The 25,836-nt window shown below is 73.6% G+C and carries 18 protein-coding genes, 1 tRNA gene and 1 pseudogene; 8 read left to right on the top strand and 12 right to left on the bottom strand.

Annotated features, from left to right (window positions below):
* The 3 genes from OG393_RS19635 to OG393_RS19625 form a co-directional block, all read right to left on the bottom strand.
* Complete coding sequence (locus OG393_RS19635) at positions 1 to 1,518, bottom strand: serine/threonine-protein kinase (protein WP_327375976.1); 1,518 nt, start codon at positions 1,516 to 1,518, stop codon at positions 1 to 3.
* Positions 1,515 to 2,114 carry a hypothetical protein gene (locus OG393_RS19630; RefSeq protein WP_327375975.1) on the bottom strand — a complete coding sequence of 200 codons (600 nt, stop codon included), beginning with the start codon at positions 2,112 to 2,114 and terminating at the stop codon, positions 1,515 to 1,517. Before OG393_RS19630 ends, OG393_RS19635 begins: the two co-directional genes overlap by 4 nt.
* A 142-nt stretch (positions 2,115 to 2,256) precedes the next feature.
* The gene (locus OG393_RS19625) at positions 2,257 to 4,326 is read right to left on the bottom strand and encodes an N-6 DNA methylase (RefSeq protein WP_327375974.1); all 2,070 of its coding nucleotides are present in this window, start codon (positions 4,324 to 4,326) and stop codon (positions 2,257 to 2,259) included.
* Between the two features lie 216 nt (positions 4,327 to 4,542).
* On the opposite strand from OG393_RS19625, the gene OG393_RS19620 reads away from it, so the two are divergent.
* Positions 4,543 to 5,352, top strand: a complete 810-nt coding sequence (locus OG393_RS19620; RefSeq protein WP_327375973.1) for a DUF4190 domain-containing protein — start codon at positions 4,543 to 4,545, stop codon at positions 5,350 to 5,352.
* Positions 5,353 to 5,566: 214 nt separating this feature from the next.
* Positions 5,567 to 6,328, top strand: a complete 762-nt coding sequence (locus tag OG393_RS19615) for a hypothetical protein (protein WP_327375972.1) — start codon at positions 5,567 to 5,569, stop codon at positions 6,326 to 6,328.
* Between the two features lie 142 nt (positions 6,329 to 6,470).
* Here OG393_RS19615 and OG393_RS19610 read toward each other — a convergent pair whose 3' ends face one another.
* Together OG393_RS19610 and OG393_RS19605 are read right to left on the bottom strand one after the other, a co-directional pair.
* On the bottom strand, positions 6,471 to 7,217 hold the full coding sequence (locus OG393_RS19610; RefSeq protein ID WP_327375971.1) for an N-acetyltransferase: 747 nt from the start codon (positions 7,215 to 7,217) through the stop codon (positions 6,471 to 6,473).
* A gap of 85 nt (positions 7,218 to 7,302) precedes the next feature.
* Positions 7,303 to 8,040 (bottom strand): HNH endonuclease family protein, encoded by a 738-nt coding sequence (locus OG393_RS19605; RefSeq protein WP_327378480.1) that lies wholly within the window; start codon positions 8,038 to 8,040, stop codon positions 7,303 to 7,305.
* A gap of 240 nt (positions 8,041 to 8,280) precedes the next feature.
* Here OG393_RS19605 and OG393_RS19600 point away from each other — a divergent pair, with 240 nt between their 5' ends.
* A complete protein-coding gene (locus tag OG393_RS19600) occupies positions 8,281 to 8,463 on the top strand; it encodes an antitoxin (protein WP_442817328.1) in 183 nt (60 codons plus the stop codon).
* Between the two features lie 39 nt (positions 8,464 to 8,502).
* Positions 8,503 to 8,741: pseudogene (locus OG393_RS19595) on the top strand (hypothetical protein); the annotation flags it as partial.
* A 204-nt stretch (positions 8,742 to 8,945) separates the two neighbouring features.
* On the opposite strand, the gene mfd reads toward OG393_RS19595, so the two are convergent.
* The 6 genes from mfd to OG393_RS19565 form a co-directional block, all read right to left on the bottom strand.
* Positions 8,946 to 12,479 (bottom strand): transcription-repair coupling factor, encoded by a 3,534-nt coding sequence (gene mfd / locus OG393_RS19590; RefSeq protein ID WP_327375969.1) that lies wholly within the window; start codon positions 12,477 to 12,479, stop codon positions 8,946 to 8,948.
* 283 nt (positions 12,480 to 12,762) lie between these two features.
* Positions 12,763 to 15,333, bottom strand: coding sequence for an ABC transporter permease (locus OG393_RS19585; protein ID WP_327375968.1), 2,571 nt, complete (start codon positions 15,331 to 15,333; stop codon positions 12,763 to 12,765).
* Complete coding sequence (locus OG393_RS19580; protein WP_442817327.1) at positions 15,330 to 16,118, bottom strand: ABC transporter ATP-binding protein; 789 nt, start codon at positions 16,116 to 16,118, stop codon at positions 15,330 to 15,332. Before OG393_RS19580 ends, OG393_RS19585 begins: the two co-directional genes overlap by 4 nt.
* Positions 16,119 to 16,587: 469 nt before the next feature.
* Complete coding sequence (locus OG393_RS19575; protein ID WP_327375967.1) at positions 16,588 to 17,517, bottom strand: cellulose-binding protein; 930 nt, start codon at positions 17,515 to 17,517, stop codon at positions 16,588 to 16,590.
* Positions 17,518 to 17,726: 209 nt separating this feature from the next.
* Entirely contained in the window at positions 17,727 to 20,081 is a 2,355-nt protein-coding gene (locus OG393_RS19570; protein ID WP_327375966.1) for an SUKH-4 family immunity protein, read from the bottom strand.
* 7 nt (positions 20,082 to 20,088) lie between these two features.
* Positions 20,089 to 21,075, bottom strand: coding sequence for an SMI1/KNR4 family protein (locus OG393_RS19565; RefSeq protein WP_327375965.1), 987 nt, complete (start codon positions 21,073 to 21,075; stop codon positions 20,089 to 20,091).
* A gap of 244 nt (positions 21,076 to 21,319) precedes the next feature.
* Between OG393_RS19565 and OG393_RS19560 the strand changes: the two genes are divergently transcribed.
* Together OG393_RS19560 and OG393_RS19555 are read left to right on the top strand one after the other, a co-directional pair.
* Complete coding sequence (locus OG393_RS19560) at positions 21,320 to 21,829, top strand: YwqJ-related putative deaminase (protein WP_327375964.1); 510 nt, start codon at positions 21,320 to 21,322, stop codon at positions 21,827 to 21,829.
* Positions 21,830 to 21,840: 11 nt separating this feature from the next.
* Positions 21,841 to 22,332, top strand: a complete 492-nt coding sequence (locus OG393_RS19555; protein ID WP_327375963.1) for an SUKH-3 domain-containing protein — start codon at positions 21,841 to 21,843, stop codon at positions 22,330 to 22,332.
* 173 nt (positions 22,333 to 22,505) lie between these two features.
* Here OG393_RS19555 and OG393_RS19550 read toward each other — a convergent pair whose 3' ends face one another.
* Entirely contained in the window at positions 22,506 to 23,831 is a 1,326-nt protein-coding gene (locus OG393_RS19550) for a sensor histidine kinase (protein ID WP_327375962.1), read from the bottom strand.
* A gap of 255 nt (positions 23,832 to 24,086) precedes the next feature.
* Between OG393_RS19550 and OG393_RS19545 the strand changes: the two genes are divergently transcribed.
* Together OG393_RS19545 and glmU are read left to right on the top strand one after the other, a co-directional pair.
* Positions 24,087 to 24,161, top strand: a tRNA-Gln gene (locus OG393_RS19545).
* A 119-nt stretch (positions 24,162 to 24,280) separates the two neighbouring features.
* Positions 24,281 to 25,729 (top strand): bifunctional UDP-N-acetylglucosamine diphosphorylase/glucosamine-1-phosphate N-acetyltransferase GlmU, encoded by a 1,449-nt coding sequence (gene glmU / locus OG393_RS19540; protein WP_327375961.1) that lies wholly within the window; start codon positions 24,281 to 24,283, stop codon positions 25,727 to 25,729.
* The last annotated feature ends 107 nt before the right edge of the window (positions 25,730 to 25,836 follow it).

The following is a 25,836-nucleotide window of genomic DNA, read 5'->3' as shown; positions in this document are numbered from 1 at the left end:
TCACCCCAGGCGCCCCATCTGACGCTGCCGGTCCAGTGCGCGCCGGAGATCCGTCGGCAACGGGTGGTAGGGGCCGTACGCCCGCTCCGTGTCGTAGAGCAGCGCCTGGAGTTGCCGGCTCGCGGCCGTGTGGTCCCCCATCGCCAGCAGCAGGTTCCCGGTCCGGCGGCGGATGTCGAAGGCCCTGCTCTGGTCCGCGCCGGGCGCCCCGTTCTCGTGGTACGGCAGGAGGGCCCGGTACTCCGCGAGCGCCGCCGCGGTCTCGCCGAGCTGCTCCAGGCACTGCGCCGCGTCGTAGCGGAACTGGAGGGCCTCCTCGTCGGACGGTCCGGCCTCCACCGCGCGGTCGTCGGCGAGCCGGCGCAACTCCGGCAGGGCGCGGCGGTACTGGCCGTCGTCCAGCAGGGTCGCGGCGTACTGCCTGCGCAGGATGCGGACGACCGGCGAGTGCTCGCCGTGCTCGGACGCGGCGACCGGCAGGATGCCGCCGAGGATGTCGACGGCCTGGGTGAGGGAGCCCTCCCCGAGCAGTCGCTTCGCCTCGTCGACGGCGGCGGCGACGTCGGTCCGCGCGGGGGCGTTCGGCGGGGCGGGCGGCGGGGGCGGAGCGGCGCGGTCGGGCCAGGGCGCGTGCGGGCGCAGGAAGGGGCGGGTCGGATCGAGCGGCCCGACGGGCGTCCCGCGCGCCGGGAGCAGGGGCAGCAGTTGTTCGTACACCTCGTGCGCGCCGGACGGGCGGTGCTGGGGGTCCTTCGCGAGCAGACGCAGCACGAGCGCCTCCAGGGCCTTCGGGACCCCGGGCCGCACCTGGCTGACCGGCGGTGGCGGTTCGTAGAGGTGCCGGTGCAGCACGCCCAGCGCGGTGGAGCCGGCGAACGGCACGTTTCCGCTGAGGAGTTCGTGGAGCAGGATGCCGAGCGCGTACAGGTCCGTGTACGGGCCGACGGCGCCGCCCATGGCCTGCTCGGGCGCCATGTAGGCGGGGCTGCCGATGGGTGAGCCGGTGTGGGTGAGGCGGGTGGTGTCGGTGTCCAGGACGGAGGCGACGCCGAGGTCGAGGACGGTGACGGTGCCGTCGGGGCGGACCATCACGTTGCGGGGCTTGAGGTCGCGGTGGACGATCGGGACCGCGTGGACGGCGGCGAGCACCGCGCACAGCTGGGCGGCGACCGAGACGGCCCACTCCCACGGGTAGGGGTCGTGCTCGGCGAGGTGGTCGGCGAGGTCGGCCCCCTCGACGTACTGCATCACCAGGTACAGGTCGTCGCCGTCGCTGCCGGCGTCGTGGACGGTGACCAGGCCCGGATGGTCGACCTGGGCGGTGACCCGGCACTCACGGACGAAGCGGCGCCGGATCTCGTCCGCGGCGGTCGCCGCCGCCAGGTAGTCGGGACGCAGGAGTTTGACCGCGACCCGGCGGTCGAGCCGTCCGTCGTACGCCGTCCAGACCTGCCCCATGCCGCCCTGCCCGATGAGCGTGGAGAGTTCGTAACGGCTCCCGATGACGCGTCCGTTCACTTCTCCTCGTCCTTGCGCAGGAGGTGGCTGAGCTCGTCCAGTTCAGCGCGGACCCGGTCGATCCGGGGGCGGGCCCCGGGGTGCGGCGCGGGCGGTTCGTGCGGCGCGGGCGGCACGACGGGGGGTTCCGGCTGCCGCGGGGGCCGCTGCGGCGCGAGCCGGGGCCGCGGGGCGGGTGTCGGGGCGGGGGCGGGCACCGGGGGGACGTAGCCGGACCGGTGCCGCGGGACCGTCGTCGCGTAGGGCGGGTACGGCGCGGCCCCGACGCGGAGCCTGTCGTGCCGGATGTCGGCGACCAGGAAGTAGGCGGTGAACGCGGCGGCGTTGAGCAGGACCAGACTCATCGCCACATCGGCCCGGGTGCTCTCGGTGTCCTCGGGCATCAGGAGCAGCCCGGTCAGCATGATCGCCGCGGAGACGGCGCAGAGGACCCAGTCGAGGGCACGGCGGGTCACCACGGCGAGGCGGATCATGGTGGCCCAGGTGAGGAAACCGATGCTGAAGAGCGGAAGCAGCGCGAAGAGCACGCGGAGCACGATGACCGATGTCGGAACGCCGCGCGGAGGTGGCGGGGGCACGTAGCCAGGGCCGTACATTCCTGCTCCTGCTCGGAAGGGTCGCTTGGGGAGTCGAGCGTATACACCGGCACCGACGGCTTCCCGCCGGTTGTACGGAACCGTTGCCGAACCGATCACGCCCGGTGGCCGGCCCGCCGGGCCGCCGGTCCCCTCGGGGTCGTCACGGCTCGACGGTGCCGTCCGCGAGTCCGTCGTACATGCCCCGGACCAGTCGTTCGCCGAGGCGCCCCGCGAGCCGCAGCGCCTCCTCGAACACCGCCAGCGCGCGGAACCTCTCGCCGTACCGCTGCTGTTCGGCGAGAGGGAGGCGCGGAAGCTGGAGGCGGCGGACGTCGAGCCGGGTGGCGGTGGAGGCGTAGCTGCTGGCCTGGCGGTGGTTGGCGGTCCCGCGCAGGAAGCCGGCCAGGAACCAGGGGTCGAGCGCGGCCGGGTCGGGCCGCAGGAGCTGGAGGTTGCGGCCGAGGGCCGCTCCGGCGGTGGTCTCGTCGACGACCCGGGCGACCGAGCCGCCGCCCAGGACCGGGACGACGACGTCGCCGGCGCGCAGCAGGACGGCGTCCTCGGCGGCTTCCTCGGGGAGCGTGCCGGATGCCTGCTGGGTGGCGAGCACGTCGTGCTCGGTGAGGACGCGGACCGGGCCGGCCGAGGCGCCCGCGCTGCTCGCCCCGCCGGCGCGCAGTTCGAGTGCCCCGGCACGGGCGAGTTCGCCGACGGTGACGCCGGTCGGCCGGGCCGCCCCGGCCGGGTCGGTGCGGGGCGGCGCGGCGGGCGGCGGTGTGAGGGCGACGGTCCGGCTCAGCGTGGCGGACAGCCGCTCGCGGACCTCGGCCAGTTCGGTGGCCCCGCCGCCGGCGGCCGGCGGCGGCAGATGACGGGCGGGGGCCAGGTCGACGTCGTCGTCGAGGAGTTCGATGACGGGCACCGCCCTGCTCGCGCCGGGGGTCTCGGCGACGGTGCCGTGCTTGTCGAACGGCAGCCAGGCGTCGAGGACGGCGGTGTGCACGGCCGGCCAGTCGAGCCGGTCGCGTCCCGCGGCACCGGGCCGACCGTCGCCGGTGGCGTCGACGAGCAGCAGTTCGGGGGAGGCGGCGACTCCGGTGGCGGGCCTGCGCAGCACCCACAGGTGGAGCGGGATGCCGTACGGGGGCGCGGCGCCCGCGGGCAGCGCGACGACGGCCCGCAGGGCGCCCTTGCGGAGCAGGTCGGCGCGGATACGGCGGCCGGAGCGTCGTGAGGCGGCGGCCGGAGGCATCAGGAGGACGGCTGTCCCGCCGGGGCGGAGCCGGGCCAGGGCGTGCTGGACCCAGGCCAGCTCGGACTCGGTCCGGGCCGGGAAGCCGTACTCCCAGCGCGGGTCGTAGGCGAGTTCCTCGTGACCCCAGTTGCGCTCGTTGAACGGCGGGTGGCACAGCACCGCGTCCGCGGCGAGCCCCGGGAAGGCGTCGGCGCGCAGGCTGTCACCGGTACGTACGCGGACCTCGGCTCCGGAGGCCAGGGCCAGGCGCAGGGCGGCGAGGGCGGCCAGGTCGGGGTCGGTGTCCTGGGCGCAGAGCACGCTCGGGGTCCGGACCGCGCGCAGGAGTGTGCCGGAGCCCGAGGCGGGGTCGAGCACGGTGGGGCGGGCGTCGGAGGAGGTGGCGGCGAGGGCGGCCATCAGCGCGGCGGGGCCGGGCGGGGTGAGCGTGTACTGCCGCGGGTTGGCGTCGAGGTGACGTCCGAGCAGGAACTCGAAGACCTGCCGGGCGCCCGCCTCCGCGGCGAGTTCGGCGGCCCCGCGCAGTAGGGGGACGGAGCCGGCCAGTTCGGCGGCGGGGGGGGTGCGGACGGCCCGTTCGGCGCCGAAGCGGCGAGTGAGGGTCTCCTCCAGGGCGGCCGGCAGGGTCTCGGCGAGCCGCTCGTCCGAGGCGGCGGCGAGCTCCAGCCAGGCCGCGGACCGCTCCCGCAGGAGCAGCAGCACCGCGCCGGCCCGCACGAGCGCGGTCACCACACCGGACGGGTGGCCCGCGACCTGCTGCCAGACGCGTTCGCGCAACGGCACTTCGGCGAGCTTGCCCTGGGCACGCAGCCACTGTTCGACGTCGGCGAGCACGAAGGACGGACTGGTCTCCGTGCCGCCCACCGGGCGGGGGAAGTCGGGGTGTCTGCGCCGCCAGTTGCTCACCGCGGCCCGGCCGACTCCCGCGAGCCGGGCGATTCCGGCGGCGGTCACCTCTGCTGCGCTCTCCGGCACCTGGCCGACTCCCTTCGTACCGCTCGCCTCGCTGTCGTGGCCCCGATCTTACTGATGAACGCAAGACTCACCTCTTCACGTCGTGATCCGACTCAATTCATGTGAACGATGTTGACTCGGTTCACAGGCTCTGTTGTGATTGATCCATCGAACAACCGGCTCCGGAAGGAGCCTTGGTCACCCATTCCGCGCATCCCCATGTCCGGGAGGACACGCATGTCGTACGACACCCAGACTCCGCAGGCGCCTCAGCCCTCGCCGGCCGCCCTGCGCAACGGGCTCGGCACCACCGCCCTGATCCTCGGCATCATCGGCACCGTCTCCGGCCTCATTCCACTCTTCTTCTGGCTGGCCGGAATCCTCGGCGTGATCGCGCTGATCCTCGGCCTGGTGGGACGGGGCCGCGTCAAGCGGGGCGAGGCGAACAACAAGGGCGTGACGACGACCGGTGCCGTGCTGGGCCTGGCGGCCCTGGTCCTCTCGGTCGTCGGCGCCGTGATCACGTTCACGGCGGTGAGCGACGCGGTCGACGAGATCAACAAGGCCGTCGAGGACGCCGCGCCCAAGGACCCGTCCGGCAAGACGCCCGCCGCCGGGACGGCCGACGACCCGGGCGACCAGGGCGAGCAGGGCAAGGGCCTCGCGGCCGGCGACACCTCCGTCTACGACGACGAGCTGAAGGTCACGGTCTCCAAGGCGACGCCCTACTCCCCCGGCGAGTTCGCGGTCGGTCACACCAAGGGCAACAAGGCGTACCAGGTCACCGTGGTGATCGAGAACGGCGGCAAGGAGAAGTTCGACGCCGGACTCGTGACGGCCGACGCCCGCGCAGGCGAGGACGGCGTCACCGCCGAGGAGATCTTCGACGAGAAGGTCGGCAGCGGCTTCAGCGGCACGATCCTGCCCGGCAAGAAGGCCACCGCCGTCTTCGCCTTCGACGCCCCGGCCGACGCCGGCGACCTCACGGTCGAGGTGTCCCCCGGACTGGAGCACAACGCCTCCCAGTGGGAGCTGAAGGTCGGCTGACCACGGCCGCCCCGAGGGGGCCTTCAGGCCCCCCTCCCCTGTCGGGCACGGCCCGGCCGCCCGCACACCTCACCGGCACCCCGGACCACGCACCGCACCGCGCGACCCGCACCGCCCGCGCCCACACCCGCACCGCAGGCCCCCGCGCGGGTGTCGCACCCGCCGCCTCGCGGCACCTGTCGAACCCACCGCCTCGCATCCCGGAGAACGCACCATGCCCGCCACCCCCCGCCGCCGCACGCGCCACGCGGCCCTCGCCGCCACGCTCTGCGCCTCGACCGCCCTGGGCGTCACCGCCTGCGGACCGTTCTCCGGCGGCACACGGGCCGAAGGCCCCTTCGGGAGCCTGACCGGACCACAGATCGCCAACAAGGCGATAGCCGCGACGAAGACCGCCGACTCCCTCTCCCTGGACGTCGCGACGAAGACGGCCGACGGCCCGCTGAAGGCACACCTCACGCTGGACACCGAGGGCAGGTGCGCCGGCACCCTCACCTTCGGGACCACGGGCACCGTCGAGCTGATCAAGCCCGACGCGAAGGACGCCTACCTCCGCTTCGACGAGGCGCTCCTGCGGGAGCAGGCGGAGGGCGAGGACGCGGCGGTCCAGGAGGCCGTGGTCAAGCAGCTCAGAGGGCGGTGGATGAAGACGCCGGTGACGGACCCGGAGGCCGCCGACAGTCTCGAACTCTGCGATCTGAAGGCGCTGCTCGGCCAGTTCGAGACGGGGGTCAACCTCGCCGTGAAGGGCGGGGAGACCACGGTCGGCGGGAAGAAGGCGCTCATGCTCACGCAGGCGCTCGACGAGGAGAAGACCACCCTCTACGTGGCCACCGAGGGCACGCCCTACCTGCTGAAGGTCGTGACGGCGGGCGGCGACGAGCCCGGGACCGTCACCTTCGCCGACTACGGCGAGCCGGTCGACGCGAAGGCCCCGCCGGCCGAGGACGTCCTCGACGAGAAGGCACTGGGCTGACGTCCGGCCGGCCGTGAACGGGCCGGGACCGCCCGTACCGGCGGCGCCCCCGTGAGGGAGGCGTGACGAGGGACCGTGACAGGGGGCGGTGCCCCCGCCGCGCCTCCCTCGCGGGGCGCTTCCCCACCCGCCGCCCGGGTGTTCACAGCCGGTGGCGCACCCACACGTTCGGCTCGACGTAGACGGCGTGGTCCCGCGCGGTGTCGCACCGGACCGGCACCAGCGCGCCGGGAACCGCCACCGGACCGTCCGTGTCGAACGGCAGTCCGGTCCACCGGCGCCACTGCTCCAGGGAGCCGGACACCGTCATCGAGGCCGGGGCGACCGACTCGATCGTGCCGCCCGCTCGGACGTGGACACGGAGCCAGGGATCGTACGGCAGACCGTCCTCCGTCCGGGTGCGGAGGACGTACGCGTGGAAGGACGAAACGGCGTCCAGGTGCTTGGCGTTGGGCCGGACCGGGGCGACGACCTCGGAGAAGCCGAGCCGGCGGGCGTTGTCCCGCATCGCGGCGAGCATCCGTCCCGACAGCCCCCGCCCGAGCGCCTCCGTGGCCACGCACACCTCGATCGCGCTGACCGTGTCGGGGGTGCGGCCGTGCCGCAGGTCGGAGAACGCCCAGAGCATCACCTCGTCCCAGCCACGGTCCGGCAGCTCGCCGCGGCCTTCGGCGTCGAGCCGGAAGGGCACGCTGACGGCACGGGCGACGACCTCGTCCGCCTCGTCGGTCGCCACCAGCACGTACTCCGGCAGTTCGGTGACGATCCTCCCCATGTAGGCCCAACTGACAGGGTCGTGCAGCGTGAACTCCGGCCAGAGGTCCTTCATCGCCCACAGGGCCTCCCGCAGCGCGGGGCGCTCGGCAAGCGTGGTCACGGTCACGTTCATGGGCGCAGGCTAACGATCTCCGAACGGAAACCCCACCGGTTTTCGCAGGCCCCGCCCGCCGGAAACCGCGGCCCGGAGGGGCGGGTCAGCCGCCGCACTGACGCAGCATCGCCTGCTTGTCCGCCACCGTCACCGGCAGCTCGTACTTCAGGGCGACCTGGGCGAACCGGACCGCGTAGGCACACCGGATCGGCTTGTTCGGCGGCAGCCAGGTCGCGGGGCCGGAGTCTCCCTTGGCCGCGTTGGCCCGCCCCTCGACCGGGAGCAGGTTGAGGACGTCGTTGGCGAGCTGCTTCCGCTTGCTCTCCGGCCAGCGGGCGGAGCCCAACTGCCAGCTGTAGGAGAGCGGGACGACGTGGTCTATCTGGACCTCGGCGGCCTCCGCCTTCTTCCAGGAAATGTCCTTGCCGGTGTAAGGGTCGTACAGGTCCATCGACACGACCACACAGTCGGAACCGTCGCGGAACCGGACAGTGCGCCCATGGAGCTTCAGCAGGTCGTTCCGGGTGTCACAGCCGTTCCGCGCCAGCGGTACCCCGTCCGCCGTGTCCATCCACGCGTAACCGAACTTCCCCCGCGCGTAACCCGTCTTGGGCCCGCGCCCCTTCGTGGTGAGCGATTCGATGAGCTCGCGCGCGTCGGCCCTGTCCGCCTCCGTGGTGAGGGCGGCGAGTCCCGGTTCGGTGCCGTCCGGGTTGCGGAGGGGACTGGCTCCTGGGCCACCCCCCGCGGGTGCGGACGACACGCCGGGACTTCCCGCGCCGCCGATCCCGTCACCCGTGCAGCCCGTCAGCGCGCCCGCCATCACGGCGGCGCCCGCCATGACGCCGGCGGTCGCCCGCGCGGTCCGTCGCCGCCCGGCGCCGCCCGCCCGCTCGCCGGCTTCCCGACCCTTGCCCGTACGTTCCCCGGTCATCCGGTCCCCCGCTCTTCGCGCGTGTGCGCCTCCCCCGGACCCTACCCAGCCCGGCGGCGTTCCCGGCGCGCGGATCGCTCCCTGGGCGCGTAGCGTCGAAAGCGCCGTATGTCCCCTTCCCGAAGGAGCGCGACGACCATGGGGATCATGGACAAGCTGAAGGACATGATGGGCCAGCATCCCGACAAGGCCCGCCATGCCTCCGACGCAGCGGAGAAGAAGGTGAACGAGAGAACCGACGACAAGCACACCGGCCAGGTCGACGAGGCACAGCGGAGGGTCGAGGGCTCGCTCGGCATGCCGGACAAGCCGGAGCGGCCGCCGAGCTGATTCCCTCCCCGCGCGCCGGCCCCGGGTGCCCACACCCCGGGGCGGCGCGCGGGCGCGCGCACCGCGGGCATCGCCGCCTGGTCCCTGGCCCACGGCTTCGCCACCCTGCTCCTGGCCCACAACCTGGACGACGCCGCCGAGGGCACGCGCCCCCGGGGCATCCGGACGATCCGGAGGACCTGTTCCGGAGCCTCACCCGCCTGCTCTTCCAGGGCGGTCCACCGGGTCCGGGCACCGCCGACGCCCGGCCCGCACCGGACGACGGAGCCCTTCCCTGAGGGCGGGACAGCGCTGAAGGCCCCCGAACGGCGTTGACGCACGAGGGCGCACGGCCCCGGCCCGGCGCTAGGCTCCGCCCCGGCCACACACACCACTCACGCCTCAGAGCCTGTCGGGTGGCCTCCGACCGGGCGGCCGACTCCGAGGCGGGCGACCGCGGGCCCCCGGGCGAGCCGACGGCCGGGGGACAGCCCGGCGCCGCGTCAGGATCCCAGGATCGTGGTGAGGAACTCTCCTGTCCACGCCAGCAGTTCGCGCCCGACCACCGGCTTGCCGCCGATCTTGCCGGACGTCGGGCGCGGCACCAGGATCTGGTGCGCCGCGGGCTTGATCACGGTACGCGGGTGGAGACGCTTCAGCCGCAGTTCCTGGGACTCGCGCAGTTCCACCGGCGCGAAGCGGATGTTCGGTCCCTGGAGCACGATCTCGCCCACCCCGCAGGCACGGGCCAGCATCCGCAGACCGGCGACCAGGAGGAGGTTCTCCACGGGCTCCGGCAGCTTGCCGTAGCGGTCGGTGAGCTCCTCCCGCACCGCCCTGATGTCCTCCTCGGAATCGGCGGAGGCGATCGCCCGGTACGCCTGGAGCCGCAGTCGCTCGCCCGGCGCGTACGCGTGCGGGACGTGCGCGTCGACCGGCAGCTCGATCTTGACCTCCAGCGGGGGCTCCTCCTCCGCCCCGCCCTCCATCTGTGCCCGGTAGTCCGCGACCGCCTCGCCCACCATCCGTACGTACAGGTCGAAACCCACCCCCGCGATGTGGCCGGACTGCTCCCCGCCCAGCAGGTTGCCCGCGCCGCGGATCTCCAGGTCCTTCATGGCCACGTACATGCCCGCGCCCATCTCGGTGTGCTGGGCGATGGTCGCGAGCCGCTCGTGCGCCGTCTCGGTCAGCGGCTTCTCCGGCGGGTACAGGAAGTAGGCGTACCCGCGCTCGCGGCCACGCCCGACCCGGCCCCGCAGCTGGTGCAGCTGCGACAGTCCGAAGTTGTCCCCGCGTTCGACGATCAGCGTGTTGGCGTTGGAGATGTCGATGCCGGACTCGACGATCGTCGTGGAGACCAGCACGTCGAACTTCTTCTCCCAGAAGTCGACCACCACCTGCTCCAGGGCGCTCTCGCCCATCTGGCCGTGCGCGGTCGCGATCCGCGCCTCCGGGACGATCTCCCGCAGCCGCGCCGCCGCCCGGTCGATCGACTCGACCCGGTTGTGGATGTAGAAGACCTGCCCCTCGCGGAGCAGCTCGCGGCGGACCGCCGCGCCGATCTGCTTCTCCTCGTACGGACCGACGAAGGTCAGCACCGGGTGCCGCTCCTCCGGCGGCGTGGTGATCGTGGACATCTCCCGGATGCCGGTGACCGCCATCTCCAGGGTGCGCGGGATGGGAGTGGCGGACATCGTCAGGACGTCGACGTCGGCCCGCAGCTTCTTCAGCTGTTCCTTGTGCTCGACGCCGAAGCGCTGCTCCTCGTCGACGATGACGAGACCGAGGTCCTTGAACTTCGTCTCGGACGAGAACAGCCGGTGCGTTCCGATGACGATGTCGACCGAGCCGTCCTTCAGGCCCTCCATCGTCGCCTTCGACTCGGTCTCCGTCTGGAAGCGGCTGAGTGCCCGTGTGACGACGGGGAACTGCGCGTACCGCTCCGAGAACGTGCCGAAGTGCTGCTGCACGAGCAGGGTCGTCGGGACGAGGACGGCGACCTGCTTGCCGTCCTGCACGGCCTTGAACGCGGCGCGCACCGCGATCTCGGTCTTGCCGTAGCCGACGTCGCCGCAGATCAGCCGGTCCATCGGGACCGTCTTCTCCATGTCCTCCTTCACCTCGGCGATGGTGGACAGCTGGTCGGGCGTCTCGGCGTACGGGAAGGCGTCCTCCAGCTCCCGCTGCCAGGGGGTGTCCGCGCCGAAGGCGTGGCCGGGCGCCGCCATCCGGGCGCTGTAGAGCTTGATCAGGTCGGCGGCGATCTCCTTGACGGCCTTCTTCGCCCGCGCCTTGGTCTTCGTCCAGTCCGCACCGCCCAGCCGGTGCAGGGTCGGCGCCTCGCCACCCACGTACTTGGTGACCTGCTCCAGCTGGTCGGTGGGGATGTAGAGCCGGTCACCGGGCTGGCCGCGCTTGGCCGGGGCGTACTCCACGAGGAGGTACTCGCGGGTGGCGCCCTGCACCGTGCGCTGGACCATCTCGATGTACCGGCCGACGCCGTGCTGCTCGTGGACGATGTAGTCGCCGACCTCCAGGGTCAGCGGGTCGATGGTCTTGCGGCGCTTGGCGGGCATCCGCCGGCCGTCCTTGCCCGCCGCCTTCTGCCCGGACAGATCGGTCTCGGTCAGCACGGCGAGCCTCAGCGCCGGGTCGACGAAGCCGTAGTCGATCGAGCCGCAGGACACGTTCACCACGGACGGCGTGATCTCGGCGAGGTCCGCGGCGAGCCGTGCCGGGATGCCCTCGCCGCCGAGGACCTCCGCGGTCCGGGAGGCCGGACCGTGCGCCTCCGTCACGTAGACCGTGCTCCAGCCGCCGGCCAGCCAGCCCTTGGTGTCGGCGAGCGCGCGGGCGGTGTCGCCCCGGTACGCCTCCGGGGCGCGCATGCCCAGCGTCAGCGTGTCACCGTCGTCGGCCGTCGCGTCCGCCGCGAACGGGGAGACCGACCACCACATCATGCCGATCTCGCGCGCCCGGTCGCGGACGTCGGCGATGCCCCACAGGGAGGCGGCGCCGACGTCGATCGGCGCCTCGCCGCCGCCGGCCGTGGCCGCCCAGGACGCCTGGAGGAACTCCTGGGAGGTCGCCACCAGGTCCGCGGCCCGGGTGCGGACCCGTTCCGGGTCGCAGACCACGGCCATCGAGCCCTCCGGCAGGACGTCGATCAACAGTTCCATGTCGTCGACCAGGACGGGCGCCAGGGACTCCATGCCCTCGACCGCGATGCCCTCGGCGATCCTGCCGAGCAAGTCGCCGAGCTCGGGGTGGCGCTCGGCGAGCGCCGCCGCCCGGTGCCGGACGTCCTCGGTCAGCAGCAGCTCGCGGCAGGGCGGCGCCCACAGACCGTGTTCGGCGACTTCGAGGGAGCGCTGGTCGGCGACCTTGAAGTAGCGGATCTCCTCGATGTCGTCGCCCCAGAACTCGATCCGGAGCGGGTGTTCCTCGGTCGGCGGGAAAACGTCCAGGATGCCGCCGCGCACGGCGAACTCGCCGCGCTTCTCGACCAGCTCCACCCGGGCGTAGGCAGCCGCCGCGAGCCCTTCGACGACCTCGTTCAGATCGGCCTGCCGACCGGTCCGCAGGGCCACGGGTTCCACGTCGCCCAGGCCCTTGACCTGTGGCTGGAGCACCGACCTGATGGGCGCGACGACCACCGAGACCGGGCCGGCGGCGGGGTCGTCGGGCGAGGGGTGGGCGAGGCGCCGCAGCACGGCGAGGCGCCGGCCGACGGTGTCGGAGCGCGGCGAGAGCCGCTCGTGCGGGAGTGTCTCCCACGCGGGGTACTCGACGACCCGGTCCGGGTCGAGAACGCTGCGCAGGGCCGCCGCCAGGTCCTCCGCCTCGCGGCCGGTGGCGGTCACGGCGAGCACCGGCCGGCCGGTCTCGCGGGCGAGCGCGGCCACCGCGAAGGGCCGCGCGGCGGGCGGGCCGACCAGGTCCACATGGGAGCGGTTGCCGTCGGCTGCGGCCTTCACCGCTTCGGCGAGGGCCGCGTCCTTGACGACGACGTCGAGCAGACCGTGCAGGCTCATGGACTTCCATCCCGGGGGTGGCTGGCAGAACGGGCAACGCGGACAGCCCGACACGTCTCTCACGGGCCGGGGGAGGTTCCAGCCTACGCCCGCCGGTCACCCGACCGCCGCGCGACGAGCGGCGCCGGGGAAGGCCGCGGTCCGGGGCCGGTGGCCGGTCGATGAGGCGAACGAAGGCGGGTCCGGGGCGCGCACGGCGGACGGCCCCGGCGGGCGTCTCACCGATGCCCGCCGGGGCCGTACCCCCGTTCCTCTCCCCCGTGCCCCGAGACGCGCCCGCCGGCTACTCGGCGGCGATCGCGTTCAGGACGTTCATCCGGCCGGCCCGGAAGGCCGGGACGAGCGCCGCGAACAGGCCCACGAAGGCCGACCCCACGAAGACCGTCAGGATCGTCGGCCACGGGATCTCCAGCACCCCCAGGCCCTCCAGAGCCAGCAGCTTCTGGGCCGCCGTGCCCCAGCCCATGCCCAGGCCGAGCCCCAGCAGGGCCCCGAACAGGGCGATGACCACCGACTCCAGGCGGATCATGCGGCGCAGCTGGCGGCGCGACAGCCCGACGGCCCGCAGGAGGCCGATCTCCCGGGTCCGCTCGACCACCGACAGGGCCAGGGTGTTCACCACACCCAGGATCGCGACGATGATCGCCAGGGCGAGGAGCCCGTACACGATGTTCAGGAGCTGGCCGACCTGGTCCTTCAGCGCCTGCTTGTAGTCGGCCTGGTTGCTCACCTGGTACTGCGGGTACGGCTGGAGCGACTTCTTGAGCGCGGCGTACGCCTCCGTCTCCTCGCCGTCGCGCGCCTCGGCGAACATGACCACGCTCTGCGGCATCCGCTCGGCCGGCAGGTAGCGGGCCGCAGTCGTGATGTTCGTGTACATCACGCCCCTGTCGATGTTGTTCGTGTCCGAGGTGATCGCCGCGACCCGCAGCTTCGCGCTCCGGCCGCCCGTGAAGGCGACGGTCAGCTCGTCGCCGACCCGCACGCCGTGCTCGGCCGCGTAGTCGCTGCCGACTGACATGGCGGCCGTGCCGTAGGCGTCGGCGAGCCGGCCTGACGTGGTGGCGCGCCGCACGTCCTGCGCGTACGTCGGGTCGGCGGCGACCAGTTCTTCTTCGGCGGAGGTGCCGCGCGGGTCGGTGACCTTCACCGCGAGCCACTTGTACTCGGTGACGTGGTCCAGGCCCGGGGTCTTCTCCAGGGCCGCCTGCGCCTGCGGGACGATCGGCTGCCCGTTGGCCGACTGGACGATGAAGTCGGCGCCCACCGAGCGGTCCAGTTCCTCGGTGGCCGAGGCGACCATCGAGGAGCCGACCACGGACAGGCACGCGACCAACGCCAGGCCGATCATCAGGGCGGCGCCGGTGGCACCCGTACGGCGCGGGTTGCGCAACGCGTTGCGCTCGGCCATCCGGCCGACGGGGCCGAAGACCCGCAGCACGACGAGGCTGACGGCCCGGACGATCCCGCCGGAGAGCAGCGGGCCGATCACGATGAAGCCGACGAGGGAGAGCACGATCCCCGCGCCGAGCCACAGCGAGCCGACGCCGGCCTTCTCGGCCTGGGTCGCGGTCCACAGGCACGCCGCGCCGGCCGTCGTGAGCAGCAGGCCGATCCCGCCGCGGACCCGGCCCGCGGCGCCGTCCGCCGGGGTGCCGGCGTCGCGCAGCGCGGCCATCGGGGAGATCTTGCCTGCCCGGCGGGCCGGGATGTAGGCGGCGACGACGGTGACGACGATCCCCAGGAGGAGACCGACGGCGGGGGTCGTCCACGCCACGGTGAGGTCCTGGGTGGAAAGCTCCATGCCCAGGGAGGACATGAACTCCATCAGGCCGACGGCGAGGCCCACGCCCGCCGCGACACCGGCGACCGAGCCGACGATGCCGAGCAGCAGCGCCTCGACCAGCACGGACCGGTTGACCTGCTCGCGGCCGGCTCCGATGGCGCGCATCAGGCCGATCTCGCGGGTGCGCTGGGCGACCAGCATCGAGAAGGTGTTGACGATGAGGAAGATGCCGACGAGGAAGGCGACGCCGGCGAAGCCGAGCATGGCGTACTTCATGACGTCGAGGAAGCTCGCGACCTCCTTGCGGCCCTCGTCGGCGGCCTCGGCGGCGGTCTGGAGCTTGTAGTCGGAGCCGACCACGGCGGCGATGTTCCGTTTCAGCCGCTCGTGCGTGACACCGGACTGGGCGTCGGCGGTGACCTGGGTGAACAGGCCCTCCTTGCCGAGCAGTTCGCGCTGGGCGGTGGCGGTGTCGAAGTAGACGACGGTGGCACCGGGGTTGGTGACCTTGAAGTCGACGATCCCGGAGACCTTCGCGGTGAAGTCGCCGGTGACGGCGATGGTGCGCAGCTCGTCGCCGATCTTCAGTCCGTGCTTCCCGGCGGTGCCTCCGTCGACCATCACGTCGGTGGGTCCGCGCGGCTCGTGACCGGAGGTGATCTCCACCGAGCGCAGTTCGTCGGCGCGCCAGCCGACGGCGATGGTCGGCGCGCCGCTGGTGGGGCCGACGTTCTCGCCGTGGCCGTCGACGACGGTCACGCTCTGCGATACCACGGCCCCCTGGGCGTCCTTGACTCCCTCGGCCTTCCTGACCCGCTCGACGACGGAGGCCGGGAAGGACTCGGGTCTGCCGGTGCCCGGCGTGTCGTCTCCGTCGGCGGTCTTCGGGCTCAGCGTGACGTCCGAGGCGGTCGTCGCGAAGAGCTTGTCGAAGGTGGTGTTCATGGTGTCCGTGAACACGAGCGTGCCGCTCACGAACGCCACGGACAGCAGGACGGCGACGGCGGACAGTGCCATACGGCCCTTGTGCGCGAGGAAGTTGCGCAGTGAGGTCTTCAGGACGGTCATGACGTGCGCCCCCGGGCGTCGAAGTCCTTCATGCGGTCCAGGACGGCCTCGGCGGTGGGACGCAGCATCTCGTCGACGATCCGGCCGTCCGCGAGGTAGAGGACGCGGTCGGCGTAGCCGGCGGCCACCGGGTCGTGGGTGACCATGACGATGGTCTGGCCGAGCTCGTCCACGGACCGGCGCAGGAAGCCGAGGACTTCGGCGCCGGCGCGGGAGTCGAGGTTGCCGGTCGGCTCGTCCCCGAAGATGATCTCGGGGCGGGCGGCGAGTGCGCGGGCCACCGCGACGCGCTGCTGCTGGCCGCCGGAGAGCTGGGTGGGCCGGTGTCCGAGGCGGTCGGCCAGGCCGACGGTGGAGACGACCCGGTCGAGCCATTCCCGGTCCGCGCGGCGGCCGGCGATGTCCATCGGCAACGTGATGTTCTCGAGCGCGTTCAGTGTCGGCAGCAGGTTGAACGACTGGAAGATGAATCCGATCCGGTCGCGTCGCAGCCGGGTGAGCTTCTTGTCCTTCAGGCCGGTGATCTCGGTCTCGTCGAGGAAGATCTGTCCGCTGGTGACGGTGTCGAGGCCGGCGAGGCAGTGCATCAGGGTCGATTTGCCGGACCCGGACGGGCCCATGATGGCGGTGAACCGCCCGCGGGCGATGTCCACGTCGACGTGGTCCAGCGCGACGACCCGCGTCTCACCGGCTCCGTACGCCTTGACGACCTGCCGCGCCCGCGCGGCCACCGCCGTGCGCCTCGCGGCGCCCTCGTGCTTGGGGATGGTCACAGCCGAAGTCACGGTATGTCTCCTATGCCTGGTTCAGATCCGACTCGTCCACGAGTCTGCGAGGTGCGGGGTGGCCGGGTCACTGGTGCCTGGCGCAGTCTTCGCCCGGGGGTTTCCCGTAGGAACAAGCTAAGGACGGGGGGAACCGCTTCTCGTCCTCCGCCGGAACGACCGGTCCCTGCCCTCTCTGGGGGAGAGCCCCTTAGGGGTCCTCCCCCCGCAGAGGGAGGAGGGAGGACGCACGGGCGGCATGGATGTACGACCCATCGGACCGCGGGCGGACGGGCGCGGCGGGGCGGAACCAGGCAGGCGCGGCGGCCCTGCGTGAGGGGGCCGGGAAAGGCGGGACCGGGAAAGGGGTGCCCGGCGCCTGCCGGGTGGCCTGGGCCGGAAGACGGACGCGGGCCGGTACGGGCATTCCGGCCGCCGGGACGGCCATGCCGGAGGCGGGCGTACCGGGGCGCCGCCACCCGGCCGGAGCTCAGCCGGCCGGCTCTGCGTCGCGCGGCCCCGGAGTGCCGTCGCGGGGCGCGTCGCCCTCCGGCACCCGTGGTCCGGATCGGCCCGTCAGGGTCGCCAGCGAACTACGGATGTGTTCCATGTGCGCCTGGATCTCCTCGCGGGCCTCCTCGTGCGCCCGCAGCGTCCGCGCGGTCTCGCGCTCGGTGCGCTCCCGGTGCGTCCGGGCCCCTGCCAGCAGTTCCGCCGCCCGCGCCGCCGCGTCCTCCTGCCCGTGCCGGGCGTTCTCCTCGGCCTCGGCAAGGGCCCGCCGCGCCTCGGCCAGCCGTGCCTGCGCGCCCGCGTCGAGCTCGGCGTGCCGGGCGTCGGCCTCCGCCGCCCGCGCCGACTCGGCCCGCTCGGTCCGCTCCCGCACCGACGCCTGCTCGGCGCGCTGCCCCTCCAGCAGGGCCGTGGTCCGGCGCACCGTCTCCTCCAGGCCGGCCCGCGCCTGGCCCACGTGTTCCCGCGCCTCCCGGCGGGCCTCCGCGCACCGCGCCTCGGCCTCCGCGCGGGCCGCCGCCAAGACCGCGCCGGCGGCCGAATCGGCGGCCTTCCCGGTCTCGGCCGCGTACGCCCACGCCGCCTCCGCCGCCGCGGCGCCCGCCGTCCGGGCCTCCTCGTCGAGCACCCGCGCCGCCTCCGCCGCGGCCGCCGGCAGCGCCTCGGCCTCCTCCTCCGCCAGGAGGAGGAGGCGCCGGGCCCGCACGCCGAGGGACTCGTACCGCTGCGGCGCGAGGCCCGCGACCGCCTCACGCAGGCGCGCCGCCTCGGCCCCGGCCTCCTCGGCGAGGGCGGCCAGGCGCTCCACACGTTCCCGGGCCGCGTCCCGTTCGACGGTGAGAGCGGTCAGAAAGCGGTCGACCTGCTCGGGGCGGTACCCGCGGCCACCCCGTACGACGGCGAAATCCATCCCTGACGCCCCTTCCTCCTGAACGGCCCGCAGACCAAGGATGCGTCACGGAACACCAGGGAAAGGACAAAAGGCGCCCGGCGTGACGAACACGTCGGGCGCCCAGGGTCACACCGGAACGGCGGCGCGGGGCCGGAGCCCGTGGACCCCGCCGGTCCGGCGAACTCCGCGCGTCACGGCCCGCCACCAGCGGACACGGTCCGCGCGCGCTACAGGAGGCCGTCCCACATCTGCTCCAGGAGCACCGACCACCAGGTGTCCGGCGACGACAGAGCGGCCGGATCCAGCATGGCCAACTGCGCCTGGAAATCGACTGTCCAGCGGCCCGCCTGCTCCGGGTTCAGTCCGAACCGCAGCCGCCACATCCGGCCGAGCAGTGCCATGCAGCGGGCGAACTCCGGCAGGCCGCTGTTCACGAACTGCGGCGGCACCGGCTGCCCGCCCGGACCGGCCTCGACCGGCACGGCGACGATGTGCGCGGTCCCGTACTGCACACAGATCGCCCGCCCGAAGTCCGAGCCGATCACCAGGTACGAGCCCGCGTCCGAGGCCGGCTGGATCTGCCGCTGGGCGGCGAGTTCGGCCAGCGTCGGCACCACCGGGTGCGCCGGCTGCGCCCAGAAGAACGGCCCGAAGTCGGCCGGCAGGCCCGCCCACACGAGAGTGAGTGCCACGATCTCCGGAACGCCCTGCCGGGACACGGCCCGCTGGTCGAACCGGCAGATCCCCGGACCGAAGGCGCCGGCCATCTCCTGAGCGACTCCCTCCGGGGGGACCGGCGGCAGCGGCTGCACCTGCGGCAGCGGGGCACGGACCGGCGCGGGCCTGGCCGGACCGTCCGCGACCTGATGCAACTCGCCCTGATGAGTGAGCAGTTGCTGCACGCCCTGGCGGCGGCCCGCGTGGTCACGGCCGTACGGCGCGATGTTGGTGATCCGGGCCTGCGGCCAGGTCTCCCGGATCATCCGCGCGCAGTAACCGCCGGGCAGCTCGCAGGACTCCAGCTCGGTGTGCAGTTCCAGCACCTGTTGCGGCGGCACGTTCATCGCGCGCAACTCGTGCAGGATCTGCCACTCCGGGTGCGGCGTCCCCGGCGCGGACCGCCGGATGATCTGCGCCTCGGAGCCGTCCGGCGCGCGGTAACGCAGCACGGCCTGGTAGCCGGGGCCCACGGTCGGCGGGCCGGCCGGCTGCTGCGGGTATCCGTACGCCGGGGGCGCGCCGGGCGCCGGTGCGGGCGGCGGAGGCGTCCCGGGGCCGGGCGGGGCCAGCACCGTCGCCGCGTGGTGGGCGCCGGCGGGTCCGGGCGGGGCCGGCGCACCGGGGGGTCCGGGCGGGGCCGGTGTGTCGCCGGGGCCGGGCTGGGCCAGCACCGTCGCCGCGTGCGGTACCCCGCCCGGGGGCGTGCCGGGCACGCCCGGCGGCGGGGGCGGGGGCGGGGGCCCACCGGGGCCGCCCTGGGGCGGGCGCGCGAGCATCGTCGCCGCCTGGTGTACCGGCTGTTCGGGCGTGGGCGGGGCGGGCGGTCCGGGCGGCTGGGGCCCGTCGGGTCCGAGCTGCGGCACGAGTTGCGTGGGGATGTAACCGCCGCCGCCGGAGGGCGCGGCGGGCCGTCCGGGCGTACCGGGGGCCTGAGGCGGCGGCGGGGGGTTCCCGGTGCCGCCGCGGGGCGTCCGCGGCGCCGCGGACGCCTTGCTGGTGGCCGCGTCCGCGATGTCCGCGGCCCCGGGAGCGCCGGGAGGCGCGGGTGCGGGCGGCGGCGTGCCGGGAGCGGCCGGGGGCGCGGCGCGGTCCGCCGGACCGTCCGGGCCGGGGGGCGAGGGTTCGAGCCGGGGAGCCACCGCCGTCGGCGGCAGCGCGCTGCCGCCGGACATCAGCGCGGTGGGGGTGTCGGCGCCCACCATGGGGAGTGGCGTGTCCTCGTCGTCCGCGCCCGAGAGCGGCGGTGCGAAGACCGTCGCCGGCAGGGGCACTCCGTCCACGCCGCCCGAGCCGGCGTTCGCGTCGGCCCACGGGCTGTCCGCCGGGGTCCTCGCGGGCACGCCGTCCCGCGCCGTCGGCTCGCGATCGGGCTCCGGCCGGTCCGCCGCGTCGGGGCGGCCCAGAGGCTCCGCCGTCCCGGCCTCGTCCGCCGGCCCGGGTGCGGACGGACCGCCGCCCGCCCCGGAGGTGTCCGGCGTCTTCGGCAGACCCATCCGGTCCGCCGCGTCCTGCAGCCACTCGGGCGGACTGAGCAGGAACGACGTCTGGTTGAGATCGATGCGCTCCGGCGGTGCGGGGGCCGCTCCCCGGCCCGCGTCGGCCGGCGCGCCGTACTCCTCCTCGTAACGGCGGATCACCTCACCGACCGGCAGCCCCGGCCACAGCGTCGCCTCACCGCTGTCCCGCGCGATCACCAGCCGCTGCCGGCCGCCGTCCGACCTCGGTCCGTCCTCGCGGTCCTCCGCCCAGACGACGAAGCCCAGCTCGAACTCCCTGACCCGCACCTCGCGATGCTGGTAGGCGGGCAGATCCGCGTTGATCCACTCCTCGGCGCGCTCCTGCGCCTGCGCGAACGTCACCACAGTCAGCTCACTCCCCCACCGGAACGGCGGACACGACGCGCGCGAAGCCGCCGTCCACCATCAGGTTCGCGACGGTCTCCAGCTCCGGCGGATTGCCCGCCAGCCGCTGCAGGAACCCGTCGAAGTCGTCACCGCACGGCAGCAGCAGACGCTCCACCCGCTCGTTCACGCTCCAGCCGTCCTGGTCCCGCGCGTCGTCGTAGGCGCAGAACCAGACCGTGCCCACGGCCGTTCCCTTCACCTTCACCGCGAGAATGCCGCCCTGGACGAACGCCACCCCCAGGTAGTCCTTCGTCAGGTGATCCCGCAGACACTTGTTGACGTAGACGAGGTCGTTGACCCCCGCCTCCTCGCGCACCGTGAAGAACGGCTGGTCCACCAGCAGGCCGAGCTCCGCGTCGAGTGCCGCCCCGACCGGCGCGCAGCCACCCGCCGCCTTCAGGAAGGACCGGTACGCGCCCGGCAGGCGGTAGCCCAGATCCTCCTCCACGCCCAGCAGTTGCTGCTCGGTCACCGACATCCGGCCCTTCGGGAGCCCGAAGTGCACCGGCCGCGTCTCCTGGAGCGGACGGGTGCCCCGCTTGCCCTGGTCGACCGCCGCCGTCGCGACCCCGCCGTGATGGCGCAGCAGCGCCTTCACCTCGACCGGGATCAGCTCCATACGACGGCTGCCCGCCACGTGATGCCAGGTCCAGCCGTGCGGCGTCGCCACGGAGGGGACCGTGTCCCACAACGCGTGGCCGGTGGCGGCCAGCGTCGCGTTCGCCGACACGTAGTCCGTCAGCCGCAGCTCGTCGACACCGAATCCCTCGGGCGGTTCGGCGATCTCCGCCGCCGCCCGCGCGTACGGCGAGAAGTCCGGGTAGCCCTGCTCGTCCACCCGCACCCCTCTGGGGTGCCGGGAGGCCCGGACCGGGTCCGGGAAATGCACGACCTGCCCGGCGTAGGCCGCGTTCGGTGGCGCGGCTGACTGCCCGAGCCGACCTGTCGTCATGGCGGTTGCCCCCTGCGCTGGCTGCTGGCTGCTTCCGCACAGACTAAGCGGTGCCGCGAGCCCGTGACCCGGCCCGATCCGTCCCGGCGGCCACCGTGACCACGTGTCACGTCCGCATGACACAACGGCGATGGTTCCGACACACCGAAGGCACCTTTCCGCTACCCAGCTTCCACATGAGGCACCGTGTTTGGCACTCTGGTCCAGCAACTCGGGGGATTGCGCGGAGGGGAAGACAGGCACCATGCACGCAGCACCACCACCCACCCAGGGTGATCCACGCCTCAACTGGAGCAGCACCGAGCCCGCCCGGACACCGATACTGCGTTTCCGCCGCGACGGAATCCTCCCCACGGTCGGTGCCGCGCTCTCCGTGCGCGGCGAGACCCTGACCTGCACCGCGGGCCGGGGTGACCAGCCGCCCGTCCTGCACCCGCTCGTCCAGGACTTCCTGGACACCCTCACCAGCGGACAGCGCGAACGCTTCACGGGCCGCTGCCCGGAAGCGATCCTGCTCTCCCGTCACCTGACCGCCACCGAGACCGGCCGCTCCAGACGCGCCCAGCGCAAGCCGCTCACCGCCGGCGAGGCACGCCGCTCACTCAAACAGGCCAAACTCACCGCCCGCCGCATCCGCGAGGACGGCGACCCGCTGCACGGCAGCTACGCGGCGCCCTGCCGCTCCTGCACGGCGCTGCTCGCCCACTTCGGCGTGCGCACCGTCGATCCCACCTCGACCGTCGAGAACGGCTGACTGCACCTGAAATGCCCGACCATCTGAGCACCACCCGATTCCCGGTCAACGTCGACGCCGCGCTCCGCGAAGCCGGCTGGCGGCCCGGCCGCTGGGACATCAAGATCGCCGAAGAGTGGGCCGACGCGCTGCGCGCCCACACCTCGCCCGCCGGACACCGGCACAGCGTCTTCCCCGCGGCCGTCGAGGCATGGGCCGAATTCGGCGGCCTGCGCCTCACCGCGCCCGGCAGCGGCCGCCAGATCGCCCCCGCGACCGTCAGCTTCGACCCCCTGGCCGGCCTGCACCTCGCCCGCACGCTCTCCGACCTGGGGCGCGCCCTGGACACCGAGATCTCCCCCCTGGGCGAGGAGGACGAGCACCGCGCCGTCCTCGCGATAGACCAGGAAGGCCGGGTCTACAGCCTCGACCACACCGGGGACTGGTTCCTCGGCCAGGACGTCGACGCCGCCCTCGCGACCCTCGTCACCGGCTCCCAGCCGGCCCGGCTCACCACGGGCTGACCACCCGTGACCCGGTGCGGCCCGGACGCACCAACAGCGTCCGGCCCGCACCGGGTCACGGGTGTGGGTGCCTCCGAGCCGTCCGCGCGCGCCTCCCCGGCGCCGTCACCTCATGCCGCCGCACGTCACGCCGCCTCACGTCATGCCACGCAGGTGATGTCACACCGGTGATGTCACGCCGCCCGCCCCGTCGCGGGCAGCACCGCCGACACCCGGAAGCCCCCCGCGTCCGTGGGACCCGACACGAACACACCCCCCAGACGCGTCACCCGCTCCCGCATCCCCACCAGACCGTTCCCCCCGCTCGGCAGCCGCGCGTCGGCCACCGCCGCGTCGCAAGGACCGTTCTCCACCTGCATGGCCACCTCCGCCTCGCGATGGGCGAGCCGCACCACGACCTTCGCGCCCGCCGCGTGCTTGTGCACATTGGTGAGCGCCTCCTGCACCACCCGGTACGCGGTCCGCTCGACCTCCGCCCCGTACGCCCGCGCCTCGCCCAGCACCGTGAGCTCCACGACGACGCCCGCCGCCCGGGACTGCTCCACCAGTGCCTCCAGGGCGTCCAGACACGGACCGTCCTCCGAAGCCGCCTCCGCGGCCGCCGCGGCGGCCCGCCCCACCGCGGCCAGCGGAACGGCCGACGGCGCCCCCGCGGGAACGTCCTCCCGCAGCACCCCGAGCATCTCCCTCAGCTCGCTCAACGCCTGTCGGCCCATGTCCCCCACCAGCGCCGCGTTCCTCACCGCCTTCTGCGGGTCCTTCAACGCCACCGCCTGCAGGGCCGCCGCGTGCACCACCATCAGCGACACCCGGTGGGCCACCACGTCGTGCATCTCCCGCGCGATCCTCGTCCGCTCCTCCTGCCGCGCCCACTGCGCCCGCTGCTCGGCCCGGTCCGCCAACGACGACAGCTCCTGCTCCAGGCTGTCGGCCCGCTCCCGCAGGCTCTCCATGAGCCGCCGCCGAGCGCCGACGTAGAGGCCGGTCAGCACCGGCGGGGCGTTGAGCCCCAGCGTCATGAAGAGGGACACGACCGGGACGTACCAGCCACTGGGATCGAAGTCCTGCCGGCCGGCGTCGGCCTGTGTGATGTCCTGGCGCAGCCGCACCATGGTCACGAGGAACACGGCGACCGTCGACATACCCGCCAGCGCCGCCGTGATCCGGCGGGGCACCTCCGAGGCGGCGAGCGTGTACAGGCCGACCATCCCCATCAGGTAGCCCATCTCCGCCGGCGCGACGGCGATCGAGACGAGCACGACGGCGATCGGCCACTTCCGCCGCACCAGCAGCACGGACCCCACGGACAGCCCGAACAGCACCCCCAGCGGCACGGGCAGCCCGGCCTTGCCGGCGAAGCCGACACCCTCGAGCGCGCACTCCAGCGCCGACATCAGAGCGAGCCCGATGTCGAGCACCGCGCTGCGCCGTCTTCCCCACCACCACCAGCCGCGGGCGGGCGTGCCCGCCGCGTCCCGGTGTGCCCCCGTTGCGGTCATGCCATCCACCCTACGGGCGCCCGCGACCCGTTTTCCGGTGAGCGAGGGCCGCGGTGCTCCCCCGGTCAGGGCCGCGTCCGGGCTGGGGAGGTAGGGGCCGCGCGGCGCCCGGCGCGGTGCGGACGGTGCGCGGGGACGCGGCGGGGCCCGGTCCGGGGTGGCAGGTTTCACCGTCGCGTGGAACGGGCTCGGTACGGCATAGTGTGGGGTGGCCATCCGACGACCTGACCAGATGTCCGGCTCTGTCGGCTTTGATCCCCTGTGGTGTAATTGGCAGCACTGAGGCTTTTGGTGCCTTATGTCCGGGTTCGAGTCCTGGCGGGGGAGCCATTTCGCCCATGGCGGCGCTCCGGGTCCCGACCTCGCCGGTCGGGACCCTTACTCATGTCCGCCCCGGACCCCCCCGGTATCCTTCGGTGGTCCACCCACCGAAGCCGAAGGGCACACCCGTGAGCGCCAACCGCCCGGCAGCCGTCGTCGTCCTCGCAGCGGGTGAGGGCACCCGCATGAAGTCGAAGACCCCCAAGGTCCTGCACGAAATCGCCGGGCGCTCGCTCGTCGGACACGTGGTCTCCGCCGCGCGGGAGCTGGAGCCCGAGCACCTCGTCGTGGTCGTCGGCCACGCACGCGAGCAGGTCACCGCCCATCTCGACGCGCACTACGCCGGCACCCGCACCGCCGTGCAGTACGAGCAGAACGGCACCGGGCACGCCGTCCGCATCGCGCTCGAAGAGCTGGAGCAGACCCCCGACGGCACGGTCGTCGTCGTCTGCGGCGACACGCCGCTGCTGTCCGGCGAGACGCTGCGCGGCCTCGCCGCCACCCATACGGCCGACGCCAACGCCGTCACCGTGCTGACCGCCGAGGTGCCGGACGCCACCGGCTACGGGCGGATCGTGCGGGACGAGGCCACCGGCGCCGTGACCGCGATCGTGGAGCACAAGGACGCCTCCGAGGCGCAGCGCGCCGTGAAGGAGATCAACTCCGGCGTGTTCGCCTTCGACGGGCGGCTGCTCGCCGACGCGCTCGGCAAGGTGCGGACGGACAACAGCCAGGGCGAGGAGTACCTCACCGACGTCCTGTCCATCCTGCGCGAGGCGGGTCACCGGGTCGGCGCGTCGCCGGCCGGTGACCACCGGGAGATCCTGGGCATCAACAACCGGGTCCAGCTGGCCGAGGCCCGCACGCTGCTGAACCGGCACCTGCTGGAGCGCGCGATGACGGCGGGCGTGACGGTGGTCGACCCGTCCTCGGTCCTGGTGGACGTGACCGTGACCTTCGAGCGGGACGCCGTGATCCACCCGGGTACGCAGCTGCTCGGCACGACGCACCTCGGCGAGGACGCCGAGGTCGGCCCGAACTCCCGGCTGAAGGACACGCGCGTCGGCCGGGGGGCGCGGGTGGACAACACGGTCGCGGATTCGGCCGTGATCGGTGACGGCGCCCTGGCGGGCCCCTTCGCCTACCTGCGTCCGGGGACGACCCTCGGGCCGAAGGCGAAGGCCGGCACGTACGTGGAGATGAAGAACGCCACGATCGGCGAGGGCACGAAGGTCCCGCACCTCTCCTACGTGGGTGACGCGACCATCGGCGACTTCACGAACATCGGCGCCGCGAGCGTGTTCGTGAACTACGACGGCGAGGCGAAGCACCACACCACGATCGGTTCACACTGCCGGACCGGCTCGGACAACATGTTTGTGGCGCCCATCACCATCGGGGACGGCGCCTACACCGCGGCCGGGTCCGTGATCACCAAGGACGTCCCGGCCGGTTCACTCGCCGTCGCCCGGGGCCAGCAGCGGAATATCGAGGGTTGGGTGGCCCGGAAGCGGCCCGGAAGCGCCGCCGCGCAGGCCGCCCAGTCGACCACCGGGGCTTCCACCGGCGAAAGCTGACCGGAAACGAGTGCGTCGAACTCGGCGTACCGTGATACGTGCACACAAATTCGGCTGGCCCGCACACGCGCACGGGAGCGCGGGATTCGCGGCCAGACAACACGTCC

The sequence above is a fragment of the Streptomyces sp. NBC_01216 genome (assembly GCF_035994945.1).
Classification (GTDB): domain Bacteria; phylum Actinomycetota; class Actinomycetes; order Streptomycetales; family Streptomycetaceae; genus Streptomyces.
The sequence above is the reverse complement of the archived record's forward strand: the minus strand, read 5'-3'. Positions and strand labels throughout refer to the sequence as shown.